Raw genomic sequence first — 15697 nt, 5'->3', positions numbered from 1 at the left:
CCGTACGTGCGGCCCGCGAGCTGCGTCAACGCTCAATGCAACGCGCCGTGAGGTTTAACTCCCTAGCCCCTAAAGCGGCTACCGGGGGTCATCCGGAGATCCAACGTGTTCGTCAGGGGTGCCAAGGGCCCTGGCCGTGCCAGTGGCCTGAGTCGTGCAGATCACCGTCGTTGTAGGAGTCATCGTGACAATGACCGCCGTTCCAGTTAAATCCCCACCCTGGATTCCACGCCTCACCAGGACACCAGTGGTACTCCGGGAACACTCCTGGCGCGGCCGGTACCGGCGCCGCCCCCAAACCGATGACACCCAAACCTGCAGTGAGAAGGGCCGCCGCCGCCGCGGTAGAAATCATCGTGTTCACGCTCCCTTTTTGGCAGCCCATCACCCATCGGCGACGGACCTAGTTGACGGATTACTGAACTAGCAGGTCGTTGCTCGTGACCCGACCGGCCCCGGCCGCCGCACGAGCCGTGGTTCCCTGGCTCGACTCCATGGTGTCTTCGACACGGCCTCCGCTGCCAGGACCGCCATCCTCCTTGCAAGGTGGCCGCGGCTCTTACCGCAGCTCACCGTGTTGCTTGAGGCAGAGCGATGCCGATCACGTTGCAGGTTCGTCGTCGTCGCCGTACAACAGGTTTTCCCGTGGATGAACCAAATGACCAGCGCGAACGTAGAAGTCGACGTGGCTTTCTGGGTTGTCAGCATTGGGGTGGCCCTAGTCTTCGCCGCATCCGGCGCCGTAAAGTTGGTCGTCCCCAAACGGATCCTGGCACTGCAGGGTTCGGGATGGGTCAACGACTTCAGCTCGGGCACAGTGATATTCGTGGGCTTAACGGAGATTACGGGCGGTCTGGCCATGCTCGTACCCCCGGTGCTCAAGATTTCGTCGCCGTCGGCGGTAAAGGTGGGGACAGCGGGATTGATTATCGTCATGCTAGGTGCAGCAGCGGTACACGCGCGCCGGCGCGAACCGGGGATGATCGTATTGAACTTGGCACTGCTGGCTGTGACGGCGGTCGCGATCTCGAAGCGATGACGCGGCTTTGCCGATTGTGCTGATCGGTCTGATTAATCGGTGTGCTGCAACAGGTCCCAAGGCATGGACAACCGTGGGCGCTACAATTCTCGATATGCCAGCTTCGCATGAGGCAACCGGAAATCTCAGCGCGCGAAGTCCGGTGGGTCGTTTGGTTCCGGTGGGCGTCGAGACAGTCCATGTGCGGGAGGACGGACCGCCGAATGCCCCGTCGATCGTTCTTCTGCACGGCTTCCTCGGCTCATTGCATTGGTTCGACCGCTTGATACCATTGTTGGCCAAAGATTTTCGAGTTATCCGCACAGACTTGATCGGGCACGGGGCGTCGAGCGACAACAACAGTGGGTATGCGCCCGAGCAGCAGGCGCGAGTACTGAACTCGCTGCTGGATCAGCTCGGTGTTCAAGCTGCGACCCTTGTCGGCCATTCCCTGGGGGGCGATACAGCCATCTCCTCCGTCGAACAAGGCCTGAGGACCCAAAATCTCGTCATCATCAATGAGGGACCTGACTACACACTTGTTAACGGGTCCGCGGTGAATACCCTGCTGCGCGCGCCCGGGATTGGTCCGCTCCTCTACCGCAGCCTTCCCGATGCTGCTGTCCGTGCCGCAGTGGCAACGTTTTTCGCCCCCGACTTTCCGTTAACCTCAGCGTTTGACTCACCCCAGCAGCCGGTGTGGGACGTGCGCGCAGTCAAGCATTCGTGTTTCCGGGGCACACAGCGGGAAAAAGAGCGATACGTCGATGATCAGCCGCTAGACGATCGACTCAGATCCCTCCCGATGCGCACTCTGGTCCTGTTTGGAGAGAAAGATCAGGTTTACCGCGCTGAGGGTTCAGCTGACCGCTACCGGGCGGTGCCCACTGTGACTGTCGAGCTGGCAGCCGATTCCGGCCATTCACCAATGCTGGAAATCCCGCACTGGACGGCCGACCGGATTCGTCGGTTTATCGGCGGAGCGTGAAGCATCCCGAAATCAGTCGAACACGTGCCGCGGCAAAGTAGTTGGGATATCCAGCGAACTCAAGAGGCCCGGGGCGGCATCGACGACGTACGGGATCGCATTGACGACCCGCATCGCCGTGGACGCCATCGCGGCGTGCCCCGCCGCATGACCTTCGGCTTCGCCCAACGTCAGCACGCAGTGAATGTCGGGATCGCCTTCGATGTCGACCCGATAGGTCGCATCGGAGTCCGACGTCGGCCACGCGGGTGCGACGTCGCGGGCCATCCGGATGATGTGCTCAATGACGATGGCTTCGCGACCATGGACGACCCCTGCCGCCCTGGTGCGTACCGCACCGCAGGTGCCTGCTTTGACCGTGCCGAACGCAACCTCGATGTCCCGGTCGGTCAACTCACGATCGAGTGAACCGCGCACCTCGTCCACCTCAACGCCGAGACCCGCCGCGATGAGGTATATCGGTGCTTTCCAAGCCATTTCGATGAAGCCGGGCGTCTTGAGCATCGGTTCAAAATCCAGCGGCCGGCCAAAGCCCATCCCGTCCATCATCACGTCGGCCACCGGATAGTGGTCGTTGAGCGCAACCTCGCTGACGGTGATCCGACAGATGCTCTTTGACTGTGTCGTCATCAGCAACGCGAGCTGATCGGAGGCAAAGCCGGGAAAGATGCCCGACACGTAGAACGACGCCCCGCCGGCCTTGGCCGCCGCCTCGAGCTCGTCGCGCAAGTGCGGCGCAAAGTACGACGGCGGATACACCAAACTCGTCGACGACGTCGACACGACGTTGATGCCCGCCGTCAACAGACGCAGGTAATCCGGTACGGCGGCGCCGTCACGTTCGGGGCCACTTGCCGCATACACCACACAGTCGGGCGCCAGCGCGATCAGTGCGTCCGCATCATTGGTGGCCGACACACCCAGCGGCTCACCGCCCGCCAGCTCGCCGGCGTCCTTGCCGACCTTGTCCGGCGAATGTACCCAAACGCCAACGAGTTCCAGGTCCGGCCGACGCCGGATGGCATCGATCGCGTTCGTCCCCACGCCTCCGGTAGACCACACGACGGTACGTAGTCGGGTCGGCACAGCCTCGCTCCTCATTGGTCGTGGGCTCGCGCGGCGGCGGCCGCGGCCCTCTCGAGATACGGCCACGCCACATCGGGTGCAACGCCGCCGCACAGCGGATGCAACGGCAGGATTTGTCCGCTGCGCACAAAGTCCGTCGCCTCGTCGGACGTGAAGATGCGGTAGGGACCGCTGCCTTCGCGAAGCGCGGCCACACTGTCGGCACGGGTGATACTGGCGACCGAGTCGTCGTGCGGCCGGTAGGACGCCGCTGTCTTCGCATCGTGCAACAGGTGCGGCCCAAGCTCAGCCCATGCGGTGTCGACATTGTCGGCGACGAAAATGGCTGTCGGAGCCCCTGGTTGGGGAAACTGAATGGCCCCGGGTTCGTGTCCATGGGCACGGCACTGGGCCTCGTAGTACTCCTTCAAGCCGGGCGAGGCGGTCTGGGAGATGAACCCCAGCCCGTGGGCGCCGGCCCGCCGGGCCGCGGCCTTGCTGCCACCGGCGATCAACATCATCGGCCCGTTGGGCGACGCACACGGCGGGGTGACGCGAACCTGGCGGCCCCGGTATTCGACGGTGTCACCCCGTACCAGCGGGCCGAGCACGGTCAGCATCTCGTCAGCGACCCGGCCGCGCGTGCTCATGTCGATGCCGAAGTGGTCGTATTCCTGAATTCGATGTCCGACGCCGAACGCATATGACACCCGTCCGCGGCTGATCAGGTCCAGCACGCTGATCTCTTCGGCGAGCCGGACGGGATCCCACAGCGGAATCGGCACGGCGGCCAGCAGAATCGCCAGGCTGCTCGTCCTGGCCGCGATCGCCGAGGCCAGCATCAGCGGTGCGGGCAGATGTCCGTCGTCGGCACCGTGGTGTTCGGACAGCACCGCGAGTACGGCACCCCGGGTCTCGGCCCACGCGCACATGTCAATGGCCGCGGCATAAAGATCGGCGGCCGGCCCGGCCCACGCCAGGGCGCGCATATCGAACCTAAGGGTGAACATCAGGCCCGCCGACAACGGCTCTGGGGATTTGATGTTTTGCCCGCCTCACAGCGACAACCCAGTAGCGAGTTGTCGCTCGGAGGTGGGCAAAACGCCGGTCGACCCGCACACCCCGCAGATTAACCTAAGATTTGTTCATTAGGATAGTACTTGCTCTCTTAACCCCTTGACCGTACAGGCTGAAGGCTGTTAGCTTCCGAATCGAACGTTGGGTAACTGTCGGTGTAAGGGCAACGGCCGCCTCAGCTTTCATCGCGTCCGCAACTGAGGAGGAACAAGATGACGGCTCAGCGGGTAGTTGTGTGGGCGACGGGCGGCATCGGCTCGATCGCGATCCGCGCCATCCAGCGGCGGCCCAATCTGGATCTGGTCGGCGTGTGGGTGCACTCCCCCGAGAAGGACGGCAAGGACGCCGGCGAACTCGCCAACGGTGAGCCGATCGGTCTGAAAGCCACCAACGACGCCGACGCGCTGATCGCCCTGAAACCCGACTGCGTGATTTACGCGGCCAGCGGCCCGGAACGCGACGCGCTGGCAATCCCGGACTATGTCAGGCTGCTCGAAGCCGGGATCAACGTCGTCACGACCAGCACCACGCGACTGGTCAATCCGCACGCCTACGAACCCGCGGAGTGGCGCGACCAACTGGTCGCGGCGGCCAAACAAGGCCAGGTATCGCTGTACGCGTCGGGCATTGAGCCGGGCTTCGCCGCCGACTACCTGCCGTTGGTGCTGTCCACCCAATCGTCGTCCATCGAGAAGATCCACTCGTGGGAGATCGGCCTGTACGACGACTACGGCGTTCCCGACATCATGAGCGACGCGCTGGGCTTCGGCCGGGCGCTGGACTACCAACCCTGGATCGGCTTTGCCGGCGCCATCGCCGGCGAATGGTCGGGGCAGATCCGGTTGATCGGGGACGCACTCGGGGTCGAAGTCCAGGAAGTCCGCGAGCATTTCGACCGCGCGGTGACCAACCGGACGCTGGAGGTCGCCATGGGCACCGTCGAGGCCGGCACGGCCGGGGCGCTGCGCATGCGGGCGACCGGCGTGGTCGACGGCCGCGAAGCGATCGTCATCGAGCACATCACCCGGCTCGCCCATGACGTCGCGCCCGAATGGCCAACCGGGATCGGCGATCTGTCCTACCGCGTTCAGATTTTTGGCGACCCCGATATCGACTGCACCCTGGCAGCCACGCTGAAGGATCCGCGCAAGGCCGGGGTCGGGGATATGACGTCCGGAGCGGGCGCCATGGTCGCCACCGCTATGCGCGTCGTGAATGCCGTGCCGTATGTCGTTGCCGCGGAGCCCGGACTGTTGAGTTCCGTTGACTTGCCCTTGACCATCCCGAAGGGCGCGTTTGCGACCGGGTGAGTCCGCACCCGGCATGCGCGGCTTAGTCTGCGGGAGTGACGCTTAATCCACTCGAGGAACTCACTCTGCAGCAGCTGCGGCTCCGCACCAGCATGAAGTGGCGCGCGCATCCTGCCGACGTGCTGCCGTTGTGGGTTGCGGAGATTGACGTCCAGCTGCCACCAACCGTTGCCGACGCCTTGCGTAGAGCCATCGACATCGGCGACACCGGCTATCCGTCGGGCACCGCGCTCGCCGAGGCGGTCGGTGAATTCGCTTCGCGGCGTTGGCAATGGCACGACCTCGAGGTCGGCCGCACAGCGATCGTTCCGGACGTCATGCTCGGAATCGTCGAGACGCTGCGCCTTGTCACAGGCGAGGGTGACGCGGTCGTCGTCAACCCGCCGGTCTACGCGCCGTTTTACGCTTTCGTATCGCACGCCGGCCGTCGAGTGATCGAGGCGCCGCTTGATTCCGAGGGACGAATTTCGTTGGACGCGTTGGAGGAAGCCTTCACGCGTGGGCGTGCATCGGGCCGAAAGGTCGCGTACCTGTTGTGCAATCCGCACAACCCGACGGGAACGGTGCACACCTTCGACGAATTGCGCGGCGTGGCCGAATGCGCCCGGCGGTCGCGGGTCCGGGTGGTGGCGGACGAGATTCACGCCCCGGTGGTCTTGTCGGGATCGCGATTCACTCCCTACCTGAGCGTCCCCGGCGCCGAGGACGCGTTCGCCCTGATTTCCGCCTCGAAGGCGTGGAACCTTTCCGGGCTGAAGGCGGCCCTGGCCATTGCCGGCCCCGAGGCGGCAGCAGATCTTCACCGGATGCCCGAGGAGGTCGGCCACGGACCGAGCCACCTGGGCCTCATCGCGCACGCCGAGGCATTCCGAAGTGGCGACGACTGGCTCGACACGCTGCTGCAGGGCCTGGACGCCAACCGGGCGTTGCTAGGTGGCCTGGTCGCTGAACATCTTCCGGAGGTGAAATATCAAGGCCCGCAGGGCACTTACCTCGCTTGGCTCGACTGCCGACAGCTTGGCTTCGAAGACGAGGCCGCCGACGGCCTTGCGGTGGTAAGCGATCTGAGCGGGCCGGCTCGCTGGTTTCTCGACCATGCCCGCGTCGCGCTCAGCTCCGGCCACGTCTTCGGCACCGGCGGAGCCGGTCATGTGCGTCTGAATTTCGCTACTTCGCAAGCCATTCTCACCGAGGCCATATCGCGCATGGGCCGCGCGCTCGTCAATGCTCAGTAGCCCTGGATCACAAGGCTTTTCGGCTAAGCGGGGATTTCCTCCGCGCCGCGACCCAGATTGCGGAAGCCCTCGGCGGGCTTCTTGAAGCCAAGCAGGAACGGCACCGTGCTCAACTCGAACTTCGTCGTCGTACCCAGCCGCCCAAAGAAACCGCGCCGTGGCGGTGCCGGTGGCGCCTGCGACGTGGCGAGGTCGATGTAATGCGTCGACGTTTCCCCAATGCCGTCGAAATCGTGCGTCAGCGGCCTCGAAAGCTCGCGGATCGGGACGTCCAGACACGCGGCTATCGGATCGGTCATCAGCACGTATTCCGGCACCGGTACCAGGTTTTTGAGCATCCGGTGCACCAGGATCACGTCGACGCCGGCCAGTTCGACGTGACGCTTGACCCGTTGCTCGGCCACTTCCCCTTCGTGCGCGACAAATTTCAGCGACAGGCTGTCGAGCTGAGCGCAGCTCGCACACTCGCAGCCGATGTCGGCTTTGATCCGCTGCCGGCAAACGAGGAACGATTCGCGCATGCGCCAGAGCCGATCGCACACCAGCGCATTGGCATTACCGTCCGGCGCCCAGAAGAACGCGGCGTCACCCTCCAACTTCGCCAGCTTCAGGCCCTTACCTGCGTCGATGACCGATTCCAGCAGCTGCGCCACCGTCTGCTGGGCGTGCGCCAGGTGCATCCGGTTCCAGTTCATGTAGGCCGTGTAGCCGCCGATGTCGGCAATCAGCAGGACGGCGCGACGGATGGCCATGATTTCGCTAGTTTAATGGCCTACCTGGTTCTTCCCCAATGAAATCTCGTACTGGACGAAAGGCGCTCTGCGGGGAGAGGCTTGCAGGGGTGCCCGTTCACCGGAGGAGCTGAATATGGATGTGCTGCGAACCCCGGACTCCCGATTCGAAAACTTGGAAGGCTATCCGTTCGTAGCGAACTACATTGACGTGACGGCAAGCGACTCGCCGCCGGTGCGGATGCACTTTCTCGACGAGGGACCCGACGATGGCCCGCCGATCGTGCTGCTGCACGGCGAACCCACCTGGAGCTACCTGTACCGCACGATGATCCCGCCGCTGGCTGAGGCCGGAAACCGCGTGCTCGCGCCGGACCTGATCGGCTTTGGCCGCTCCGACAAGCCCAGCCGGATCGAGGATTACACCTACCTGCGGCATGTCGAGTGGGTGACGGCGTGGTTCGAGCGCCTCAGGCTGACGGAAGTCACGCTGTTCGTCCAGGACTGGGGATCGCTGATCGGTCTGCGCATCGCCGCCGAGCAGAGCGATCGGATCGCGCGCGTGGTGGTGGCGAATGGTTTTCTGCCCGCGGCCCAGCGGCGGCCCTCTCCGGGGTTCGTGGCGTGGCGGGCCTTTGCGCGCTACTCCCCCGTGCTGCCTGCCGGTCGCATCGTCTCGGCCGGAACGGTCCGCAGGGTTCCGCCCAAAGTGCGGGCCGGCTATGACGCGCCATTCCCGGACAAGACGTATCAAGCCGGGGCCCGTGCATTTCCGCAGTTGGTGCCGACCTCACCCGACAATCCGGCCGTTCCGGCCAATCGGGCGGCTTGGGACGCCTTGGGCCGGTGGGAGAAGCCCTTTCTGGCCATCTTCGGAGCTCACGACCCGATCCTGGGGCAAGCCGACCGTCCCCTGATCGAGCACGTCCCTGGCGCGGCCGGCCAACCGCACGCTCGCATCAAGGCGAGTCACTTCATCCAGGAGGACAGCGGACCGGAACTGGCCGAACGCGTCCTCTCCTGGCAGAAGGCCCTGCTTTGACCGTCACCGGGTGTTGATTAGTCGCGCGACGCCACGCATGACGGCTCTGCTGACCGCGTGACGCACCTGATCGACCGCTGACCCGGCGGCCGGCGGTGCCGCCGTCCCGAGACGGGGGAAGAGCCCGAGCGCATTAGTGCGCTCGATCGCCGTGCGGTCGCCGGTGTTGAGTCCGGGGTAGGTTTCCAAGCCGGCGGCGAACAATTTTCCGGCCGCGACCGGGGCGAATGGCCAGTCGGAACCGAAGGTCACATGCCCGGGCTTGGCGAATGCGAGCAGGCTCGGCAGCGCCGCGGCGCTCGAGGACAACGCGGTGTCGAAGTAGAAACCGGTGAAGTCATCCAGAATGTCGGTCAGGCTGCGTCCGGTGTCGCCCATGATGGTGACGGCCATCCGATGCGACGCGTAGGGGACGAATCCACCGGCGTGGCTGAGAATGAATTTGATATGCGGGTACGTGCGGCAGATCCCGTTGCGCACAAGCAGATACGCAGCGCGGGTGGTATCGAGCAGGAAGTCGACGGCGAACGGTGGAATGCCGTCCACACCGGGTCCGGGCAGCTCGGCCGGGTGAATGAACACCACCGCCGAACGCGCATCCAGCGCGGCGAACAGATCGTCTTGTCCGTCCTGGCCGAGGTACACCCCAGCGTTGCTGGCGAGCAGCACGACGCCGTCGGCGTTTAGCTCGTCGAGCGACCGGACGACCTCGTCGACGGACTCCGCGATATGCGGCAAGGGAATGGTCGCGAAGAACCCGAACCGATCAGGTTGGACCTGAACGAGATCGGCAAGGTAGTCGTTGATGTCGCGTGCAAGCGCAACGGCATCGGCGGTGCTCGACAGGAAAGCGGTGCCCGGCGTGGAAACCGAGAGGATCGCCGTACCGATGTTGAGTTCGCTCATTGTCGCTAGCGACGTCTCCGGACTCCATTCCGGAAAGAGGCGCCCACCGGCTTCGCCAATCAGCTTGTCAACCAGCAGTTTTCGGTAGAAGGAGGGGATGGCGTGGTGGTGAGTATCGATTCGCAGCATCCCGGCCCCCTGAGTTCCCGTCACTGTGTGGACCAGATGCTAACGCCCACGTCGACTGAATGGGGCATTCCCTGGCCATCGCTTGCCCCTGAGTGGAACGATCAGCGCATGGACATGATGACGATGGGTCTGATGGCCACGGTCGTGGGCGCAGGGGCCGTGGGCGTGGCGGGCGTTGCCAAGTCGGCCGCCGACAACCTGCTCCCCGGGATGGCGGAAAAGACGAACCATAGGCATCAGATGAGGATCCACCTGCATTCACAGCGTTGCGACGCAGTCCAACAGTGGCGAGCCGGCTTGGCCGGGGCACGAGACGCATACCGGCAGTGGGGCTGCGGACCTCGCGCTGGTGATCCACCGAATGTCGTCGGCGACGAGTGGTTCGAGGGCTTGCGGCCGCACCTGCCCGCCACCGGCGACGCGGCAAAGTTCCGCAATGCTCACGAAGTCCACTGCGATAATCCGACTCTGATGCTGCTCTCGCTGGAGATCGGACGGGTCGAAAGGGAGTGGACGGATGAGGCAAAGGGCCGCCGGCGCCGACCACGTAGCCGGAAAGGGTGACCGGAATCTATTACACGCCTGGCGATCTCGATCGATACAGCTTCGACCGCCAGCCGGTCGGAGTCAGCCGCCCGTCACGGCAAGAACAGCTGCGGCGAGCTCTGGACGGCAGACCACCAGATCTGGCAACTTAGGATCTGGCCGGTTGTAAACCAGAGCCGAACCGTCGATCCGCGAGGTGTGTAAACCAGCGGCGCGAGCCACCGCCACCGGTGCTGCCGAGTCCCACTCGAATTGGCCGCCGGCGTGGACGTACACGTCGGACAAGCCTTGAACGATTGACGCGACCTTGGCTCCGGCCGAACCCATTTCGACCAGCGTGCCGTCCAACGCGTCGCGAACCGCCAACGCGATAGCCGGTGGCCGGGTGCGCGATACGACGATGCGTGGTTTGGCCGGCGCGGCGGGAGGCGCATCAACCTGGGGGGTCGACAACGTGACGCCCTGGGCCGGCAGCGCTACGGCACCGGCCACGAGTTCACCGGCCTGCCAGAGCGCGACGTGCACTGCCCAGTCGTCGCGCCCGAGCTCGGAGAATTCGCGCGTGCCGTCAAGCGGGTCGACGATCCACACCCGCTCGGAACGCAATCGCACCGGGTCGTCGGCGCCCTCCTCGGACAGCACCGCATCCTGGGGCCGTTCGCTGGCGAACGCTTGCATCAGAAAGTCGTGGGATCGCTTGTCCCCCGCCGCCTTCCGCTCGCTCGCCTCGGCATCGGCGAATTCGTCGCGCACGCCGAGCAACAGCTGCCCCGCCTCGGTGGCCAACCGCGCGGCCAGTGCGTGGTCATTCATCGGTTACTCCTAACACGTCGCGAGGTCTCGATACTTCCCTATGTTGGTAGCGTTGACCAAATTTACCGTGCCGCGATACTCAGCGCGGTCGGCGCCCCACATACGACTTCTGACATAACCTGGAGAACGTGAGCGGCAACGTCTCGTTATCGAGCGGGCTGCGGCGGGGGCGCCTAACAGTGATCGTCATCGTCGTGGCCCTTCTGGTGGTCGGTGCGCTGATCTTCGCCGGTGTGAAACTGACCGGCGGTCAGCACAACACGGCGGCCCAATCCACCAGCCAACCACCGGCCCCACCCGACAGCTACGCCATTCCGGGCTGCTACAACCCGGGCGCCCAACCGAGCGAGCGTCCCAAAAAGCTCAATGTCCTGGGCTGCGCGAGCGTTGCCGTTGCGCTGCAAGACATGTCATGGAGTTCGTGGGGCCCGCAGGGCGCCGATGGGAGCGGCACGGCAGTTTTCAAGTTGTGCGATCCGAATTGCGCCACCGGCTCCCAGATCACCAAACCGGTCGTCGTTCATGCGTGGAATGCGCAGCCGCCGCGCCGTGACGCCATCTGCCAGGTCGGCCTCAAGATCTTTAACGACATGATCCTGGCCTTTCCGCAAGGTGCCCCGCCACCGACCGCCCAGAAAATGGACACCCAGTACAAAGGGATGCCGGCGGTGCACTACGTCGACTACTCGCCCAGCACTACCGGCGACACCGAATTCATCGGCTACACCTTTTGCAACTGAGATTTCTGCATCTAAGGCGCGCCGAACGTGCTCTCAGTGCGAAAAAATCGCTGAAAACTCGCCGTGAGAGCACGTTCGGCGTGACGAAGATTAGACCTCGATGATGACGGCGCCGCCCTGGCCGCCGCCGGCACACATGGCCGCGACGCCGATGCCGCCGCCACGGCGGGCCAGCTCGTAGACCAGTGTGGTGATCATGCGGGCGCCCGACGCCGCGATCGGGTGGCCAAGGCTGCAGCCGCTACCGGAGAAGTTGACCTTGTCTTCGTCGAGGCCGTACTCGCGGCAGGCCGCGATCGGCACCGACGCGAACGCCTCGTTGATCTCCCACAGCGCCACATCCGCCGGCGACAAACCGGCCCTTTGTAGCACCTTGCCGATGACCTTCACCGCGCCCAGGCCGCAGTCCCTGGGCGCCACGCCCGCGGCGGCCCAGGCCCTGACGGTCGCCAGCACATTCAGTTTGTTAGCGGCGGCGTAATCCTTGTCCACCAGCGCCACGCCCGCGGCGGCGTCGTTGGTGCCGCTGCTGTTCCCGGCGGTGATCGAGAAGCCCTCGATCTCGGGGTGCAGCACCTTGAGTCCGGCGAGCCTCTCGATGGTGGTGTCGCGCCGAGGGTGTTCGTCGACGGAGAAGTCGACCACCGATCCGTCAATCTGGGTGATCTTCAACGGGAGAATCTCGTCGACGAACTTGCCCGCGTCGATGGCCGCGATGGCACGCTCGTGTGAACGGGCCGCCCAGGCGTCCATCTCCTCGCGGGTGATGCCGACTGCCTGCGCGGTGTTCCAGCCCACCGTGATCGACATGTCCTTAGCGGGCGCGTCCGGGGTCTCGACGTGGGTCGGCGGCATCCAGCGCTCTTCGAACTTGAGCTCGGGGCCCGGGATGCGCCAGTTGGTCAGCGGCGTCATCGACAGCGACTGCACGCCGCCGGCGATGAGGACCCGCTCCATGCCGGAGCCGATCTGTGCCGACGCGTTGCCGATGGCCGTGAGGCTACCTGCGCAGTGTCGGTTGACCGACTGACCCGGAACGTGGTCCAGGCCGGTCGCGGTGGCCGCATAGCGGGCCAAATCGCCGCCGCCGTAATGCGATTCGGCGAAGATGATGTCGTCGATGTCCGACGGGTCGACACCCGACCTGCGCACGATCTCAGGAAGCACCGCGGTGATCAGCGTCTCGGGCGGGGTGTTGACCAGCGTCCCCTTGAACGAACGGCCGATCGCGGTCCGGGCGGCTCCGACGATTACGGGTGTAGCCATGTTCTCAACCTCACTGCGGTGGGCGGTCAGACGACGCGAATCGTATCAAATACTGTATTGGCAATAGTAATGGTCTAAGTTCGGTACGCCGGGGCTCTGTGACGGCGCTAACAATTAAGCGGTCCGGGTAAAGGCGGAGGCCAACCGTTGAAGACAAAAGGTGCGCTGGTCTGGGAATTGAACGAGCCGTGGTCGATCGACGAGATCGAGATCGGCGATCCCCGTCGCGGTGAGGTGACCGTCCAGTTGGAGACGGCCGGCTTGTGCCACTCCGACCACCATCTGATGACCGGCGACTTCCCCATCCCGAGCTATCCGGTGCTGGGTGGTCACGAGGGCGCCGGGATCATTACCGAGGTCGGCGAGGGCGTCGAGAATCTGGCCGTCGGCGATCACGTGGTGATGTCATTCATCCCGTCCTGCGGAACATGCCAGCCGTGCCAGACCGGACTGCGCAACCTGTGCGACCTGGGTATGGGCCTGCTGTCCGGCCAGTCGGTGTCCGACGGGTCGTTTCGGGTCACCGCGCAGGGCCGCAACGTCATTCCGATGTCGCTGCTGGGCACCTTTGCGCCGTACGTGGTCGTGCACCAGACCTCGGTGGTCAAGATCGACCCCACCATCCCCTTCGACGTCGCCTGCCTGGTGGGCTGCGGGGTGACGACCGGCTACGGCTCTGCGGTGCGCAGCGCCGCGGTTACGCCGGGTGACGACGTGGCGGTCATCGGGATCGGCGGCGTCGGCGTCGCCGCGCTGCAGGGCGCCCGCATCGCCGGGGCCCGACGTATCTTCGCCGTCGACCCCTACGAATGGAAACGCGAGCAGGCGCTCAAGTTCGGCGCGACGGAGACCTTTGCCGACGTCGCCGGCGCGGCCGCCGGCATTGCCGAGGCGACGCGAGGTCTCATGTGCCAGAAGGTGATCGTCACCGTCGGCCACGTGGAGGGCAAGGACGTCGAGTCGTGGATGGGGCTGACGGCCAAGGGCGGCAAATGCGTCCTGACGGGCATGGCCAGCGTGATGGCCAACGAATGCACTTTGAACCTCACGGGGCTGTCACTGCTGCAGAAGAGCCTGCAGGGCAGCATATTCGGCGGCGGCAACCCGCAATACGACATCCCCGCGATACTGGCGCTCTACCAGATGGGTCACATCAATCTCGACGACATGGTGACTCGCGAATACCGCCTCGACCAGATCAACGACGGCTACCGCGACATGCTCGAGGGACGAAATATCCGCGGCATCATCCGATTCACCGACGCCGACCGCAGGTAAGCATCTCGGCTTCCATCCCCACCCGCGGCTGAGTCGCTGTGTAACATGGAAATATGTTGGGGCACAACGTACTTAGTATTAGTCTGTGGCTCCCACAGCCAACGGAATCGCTCGCACTGGCAGGTGGTGGCTAGATGGCGCAACGCGCCGCGGGTCAATCCGCAATCCTTACCGACCGGCAAATCGCCCAGCTGAATTCTCAGTTGACGGGTGACGTCATTTCCCCAGCGTGTCAGGAATACGAACGCGCACGTCGTATCTGGAACCACATGATCGACCGATACCCGGCTGCGGTGGTGCGCTGCGCAAACCAAAGCGATGTCTCCGTCGCCATAACGTTCGCCCGTGAACATGGCGTCGAACTTGCGGTGCGGGGCGGTGGACACAGCCTCGCCGGACACTCGGTGATCGATGATGGACTGGTCATCGACCTCAGCGCGATGCGGCGGGTCAAGGTCGAACCCGACATCGGGCGGGTACGAGTGCAGGGCGGCTGCCTGCTCGCCGATCTGGACCGCGCAACACAGCCCTTTGGGCTGGCGACGCCCGCGGGTGTCATGTCCCAAACCGGCGTCGGCGGCCTCACACTCGGTGGCGGGATGGGGTGGCTGACCCGCAAGTTCGGTCTCACCTGCGACAACCTGCTCGCCGCTGAGTTGGTACTGCCTGACGGCAGCGTGGTCACCGCCGACGCCCAGGAAACTCCCGACCTCTTCTGGGCGTTACGCGGCGCCGGCGCCAATTTCGGGGCGGTGACCGAGTTCGAGTTCGCCGCACATCCAGTAGGAACAGCCATGCCTGTCGGCGTCGCCATGTTCAGCATCGAGGAGGCCGCGGCCGCGATCGCCCACTACGAGCGCACCATGCGCTGTTCTACCGACGACCTCAAGGCGACGGTTTTCTTGCAACGGGCGGTCGGGCCGCAGGATCAGGTCGAGGCGCCGGTGTGCGTGTTAGTCAGCGTCTGGACCGGCGACCCCCGGGATGCCCGCGCCGTCAACGAGGAGTTGTGGAGGGGTGCACCGAAGTTGTCCGGCGACCTCCAGACGATGCCGTACCTGGAGTTGCAGTCGATGAACGACACCACACTGGCAGCGGGTGCGTGCAACTACACCAAAGGGGGCTACCTCGGGCGCCTCAGTGAGGGATGTATCGAATCGTTGATCGAGTCCGCGAAGATCATGCCCTCCACGCCCTCGGTAATCGAGGTCACGTATCAGCACGGTGCGCAGGATCGGCTCGATGAACGTGACGCCGCCTTCCCCGACCGGCACGCCGATCACTCGATCAACGTGCTTACCCGCTGGAACGACGGCGGGGATGGGCAGCCCTATATCGACTGGGTGCGTGGGACTTTCGCAGCAACGAAGTCATGGCAGACCAGCGGTCTCTACTCCAACTTCATGGCTGTCGACGATGACCATCGGGTACGGGACGTATACGGCGAGCACAAGTACGCAAAACTGAAGACCATCAAGGCCAGATACGACCCGGAGAACATCTTCGCCAAAAACCCCAACATCCCACCCTCGACGGGACGGTAGTTCCCCGAC

General features: G+C 64.5%; 16 protein-coding genes. 9 read left to right on the top strand and 7 right to left on the bottom strand.

The features are described 5' to 3' along the window. Positions 1-112 precede the first annotated feature (112 nt). Complete coding sequence (locus ACTXG5_RS16035) at positions 113-355, bottom strand: hypothetical protein (protein ID WP_445159744.1); 243 nt, start codon at positions 353-355, stop codon at positions 113-115. Between the two features lie 303 nt (positions 356-658). Here ACTXG5_RS16035 and ACTXG5_RS16030 point away from each other — a divergent pair, with 303 nt between their 5' ends. Next, positions 659-1039 carry a DoxX family protein gene (locus ACTXG5_RS16030; protein ID WP_445159743.1) on the top strand — a complete coding sequence of 127 codons (381 nt, stop codon included), beginning with the start codon at positions 659-661 and terminating at the stop codon, positions 1037-1039. 94 nt (positions 1040-1133) lie between these two features. Beyond that, a complete protein-coding gene (locus ACTXG5_RS16025) occupies positions 1134-2006 on the top strand; it encodes an alpha/beta fold hydrolase (protein WP_445159742.1) in 873 nt (290 codons plus the stop codon). 12 nt (positions 2007-2018) lie between these two features. On the opposite strand, the gene ACTXG5_RS16020 is transcribed toward ACTXG5_RS16025, so the two are convergent. Together ACTXG5_RS16020 and ACTXG5_RS16015 are read right to left on the bottom strand one after the other, a co-directional pair. Further along, complete coding sequence (locus ACTXG5_RS16020) at positions 2019-3107, bottom strand: NAD(P)H-dependent amine dehydrogenase family protein (RefSeq protein WP_445159741.1); 1089 nt, start codon at positions 3105-3107, stop codon at positions 2019-2021. Next, positions 3104-4081, bottom strand: a complete 978-nt coding sequence (locus tag ACTXG5_RS16015) for an LLM class flavin-dependent oxidoreductase (RefSeq protein WP_445159740.1) — start codon at positions 4079-4081, stop codon at positions 3104-3106. Before ACTXG5_RS16015 ends, ACTXG5_RS16020 begins: the two co-directional genes overlap by 4 nt. Positions 4082-4360: 279 nt before the next feature. Here ACTXG5_RS16015 and ACTXG5_RS16010 point away from each other — a divergent pair, with 279 nt between their 5' ends. Next, positions 4361-5458 carry an NAD(P)H-dependent amine dehydrogenase family protein gene (locus tag ACTXG5_RS16010; protein WP_445159739.1) on the top strand — a complete coding sequence of 366 codons (1098 nt, stop codon included), beginning with the start codon at positions 4361-4363 and terminating at the stop codon, positions 5456-5458. Positions 5459-5493: 35 nt separating this feature from the next. Further along, entirely contained in the window at positions 5494-6693 is a 1200-nt protein-coding gene (locus tag ACTXG5_RS16005; RefSeq protein WP_445159738.1) for a MalY/PatB family protein, read from the top strand. Between the two features lie 23 nt (positions 6694-6716). On the opposite strand, the gene ACTXG5_RS16000 is transcribed toward ACTXG5_RS16005, so the two are convergent. After that, positions 6717-7445, bottom strand: a complete 729-nt coding sequence (locus ACTXG5_RS16000) for a DUF2652 domain-containing protein (RefSeq protein WP_445159737.1) — start codon at positions 7443-7445, stop codon at positions 6717-6719. Positions 7446-7560: 115 nt separating this feature from the next. On the opposite strand from ACTXG5_RS16000, the gene ACTXG5_RS15995 reads away from it, so the two are divergent. Continuing rightward, a complete protein-coding gene (locus ACTXG5_RS15995; protein ID WP_445159736.1) occupies positions 7561-8466 on the top strand; it encodes a haloalkane dehalogenase in 906 nt (301 codons plus the stop codon). Positions 8467-8469: 3 nt separating this feature from the next. Here the strand turns inward: ACTXG5_RS15995 and ACTXG5_RS15990 are convergent, their stop codons facing one another. Further along, positions 8470-9501 (bottom strand): amidohydrolase family protein, encoded by a 1032-nt coding sequence (locus ACTXG5_RS15990; RefSeq protein ID WP_445164446.1) that lies wholly within the window; start codon positions 9499-9501, stop codon positions 8470-8472. Between the two features lie 108 nt (positions 9502-9609). Between ACTXG5_RS15990 and ACTXG5_RS15985 the strand changes: the two genes are divergently transcribed. Further along, positions 9610-10065, top strand: a complete 456-nt coding sequence (locus tag ACTXG5_RS15985) for a hypothetical protein (protein ID WP_445159735.1) — start codon at positions 9610-9612, stop codon at positions 10063-10065. A gap of 63 nt (positions 10066-10128) precedes the next feature. On the opposite strand, the gene ACTXG5_RS15980 is transcribed toward ACTXG5_RS15985, so the two are convergent. Beyond that, the gene (locus ACTXG5_RS15980; RefSeq protein ID WP_445159734.1) at positions 10129-10860 is read right to left on the bottom strand and encodes a 3'(2'),5'-bisphosphate nucleotidase CysQ; all 732 of its coding nucleotides are present in this window, start codon (positions 10858-10860) and stop codon (positions 10129-10131) included. 182 nt (positions 10861-11042) lie between these two features. On the opposite strand from ACTXG5_RS15980, the gene ACTXG5_RS15975 reads away from it, so the two are divergent. Continuing rightward, entirely contained in the window at positions 11043-11600 is a 558-nt protein-coding gene (locus tag ACTXG5_RS15975; protein WP_445164445.1) for a hypothetical protein, read from the top strand. Between the two features lie 90 nt (positions 11601-11690). On the opposite strand, the gene ACTXG5_RS15970 is transcribed toward ACTXG5_RS15975, so the two are convergent. Then, the gene (locus ACTXG5_RS15970; RefSeq protein ID WP_445159733.1) at positions 11691-12866 is read right to left on the bottom strand and encodes a thiolase family protein; all 1176 of its coding nucleotides are present in this window, start codon (positions 12864-12866) and stop codon (positions 11691-11693) included. A gap of 147 nt (positions 12867-13013) precedes the next feature. Between ACTXG5_RS15970 and ACTXG5_RS15965 the strand changes: the two genes are divergently transcribed. Further along, entirely contained in the window at positions 13014-14144 is a 1131-nt protein-coding gene (locus ACTXG5_RS15965) for an NDMA-dependent alcohol dehydrogenase (RefSeq protein ID WP_445159732.1), read from the top strand. Between the two features lie 134 nt (positions 14145-14278). Then, positions 14279-15688, top strand: coding sequence for an FAD-binding oxidoreductase (locus tag ACTXG5_RS15960; RefSeq protein ID WP_445159731.1), 1410 nt, complete (start codon positions 14279-14281; stop codon positions 15686-15688). The last annotated feature ends 9 nt before the right edge of the window (positions 15689-15697 follow it).

Source organism: Mycobacterium sp. Dal123C01, from assembly GCF_052566995.1.
The sequence above is the reverse complement of the archived record's forward strand: the minus strand, read 5'-3'. Positions and strand labels throughout refer to the sequence as shown.

Excerpts from the sequence above, each read along its gene's own strand:
- ACTXG5_RS15970 (WP_445159733.1), bottom strand. The coding sequence starts at position 12,866 with ATGGCTACACCCGTAATCGTCGGAGCCGCCCGGACCGCGATCGGCCGT.
- ACTXG5_RS16030 (WP_445159743.1), top strand. The coding sequence starts at position 659 with ATGACCAGCGCGAACGTAGAAGTCGACGTGGCTTTCTGGGTTGTCAGC.
- ACTXG5_RS15985 (WP_445159735.1), top strand. The coding sequence starts at position 9,610 with ATGGACATGATGACGATGGGTCTGATGGCCACGGTCGTGGGCGCAGGG.
- ACTXG5_RS15980 (WP_445159734.1), bottom strand. The coding sequence starts at position 10,860 with ATGAATGACCACGCACTGGCCGCGCGGTTGGCCACCGAGGCGGGGCAG.
- ACTXG5_RS16000 (WP_445159737.1), bottom strand. The coding sequence starts at position 7,445 with ATGGCCATCCGTCGCGCCGTCCTGCTGATTGCCGACATCGGCGGCTAC.
- ACTXG5_RS16025 (WP_445159742.1), top strand. The coding sequence starts at position 1,134 with ATGCCAGCTTCGCATGAGGCAACCGGAAATCTCAGCGCGCGAAGTCCG.
- ACTXG5_RS16020 (WP_445159741.1), bottom strand. The coding sequence starts at position 3,107 with ATGAGGAGCGAGGCTGTGCCGACCCGACTACGTACCGTCGTGTGGTCT.
- ACTXG5_RS15995 (WP_445159736.1), top strand. The coding sequence starts at position 7,561 with ATGGATGTGCTGCGAACCCCGGACTCCCGATTCGAAAACTTGGAAGGC.
- ACTXG5_RS16035 (WP_445159744.1), bottom strand. The coding sequence starts at position 355 with ATGATTTCTACCGCGGCGGCGGCGGCCCTTCTCACTGCAGGTTTGGGT.
- ACTXG5_RS16010 (WP_445159739.1), top strand. The coding sequence starts at position 4,361 with ATGACGGCTCAGCGGGTAGTTGTGTGGGCGACGGGCGGCATCGGCTCG.
- ACTXG5_RS15990 (WP_445164446.1), bottom strand. The coding sequence starts at position 9,501 with ATGCTGCGAATCGATACTCACCACCACGCCATCCCCTCCTTCTACCGA.
- ACTXG5_RS16015 (WP_445159740.1), bottom strand. The coding sequence starts at position 4,081 with ATGTTCACCCTTAGGTTCGATATGCGCGCCCTGGCGTGGGCCGGGCCG.
- ACTXG5_RS15960 (WP_445159731.1), top strand. The coding sequence starts at position 14,279 with ATGGCGCAACGCGCCGCGGGTCAATCCGCAATCCTTACCGACCGGCAA.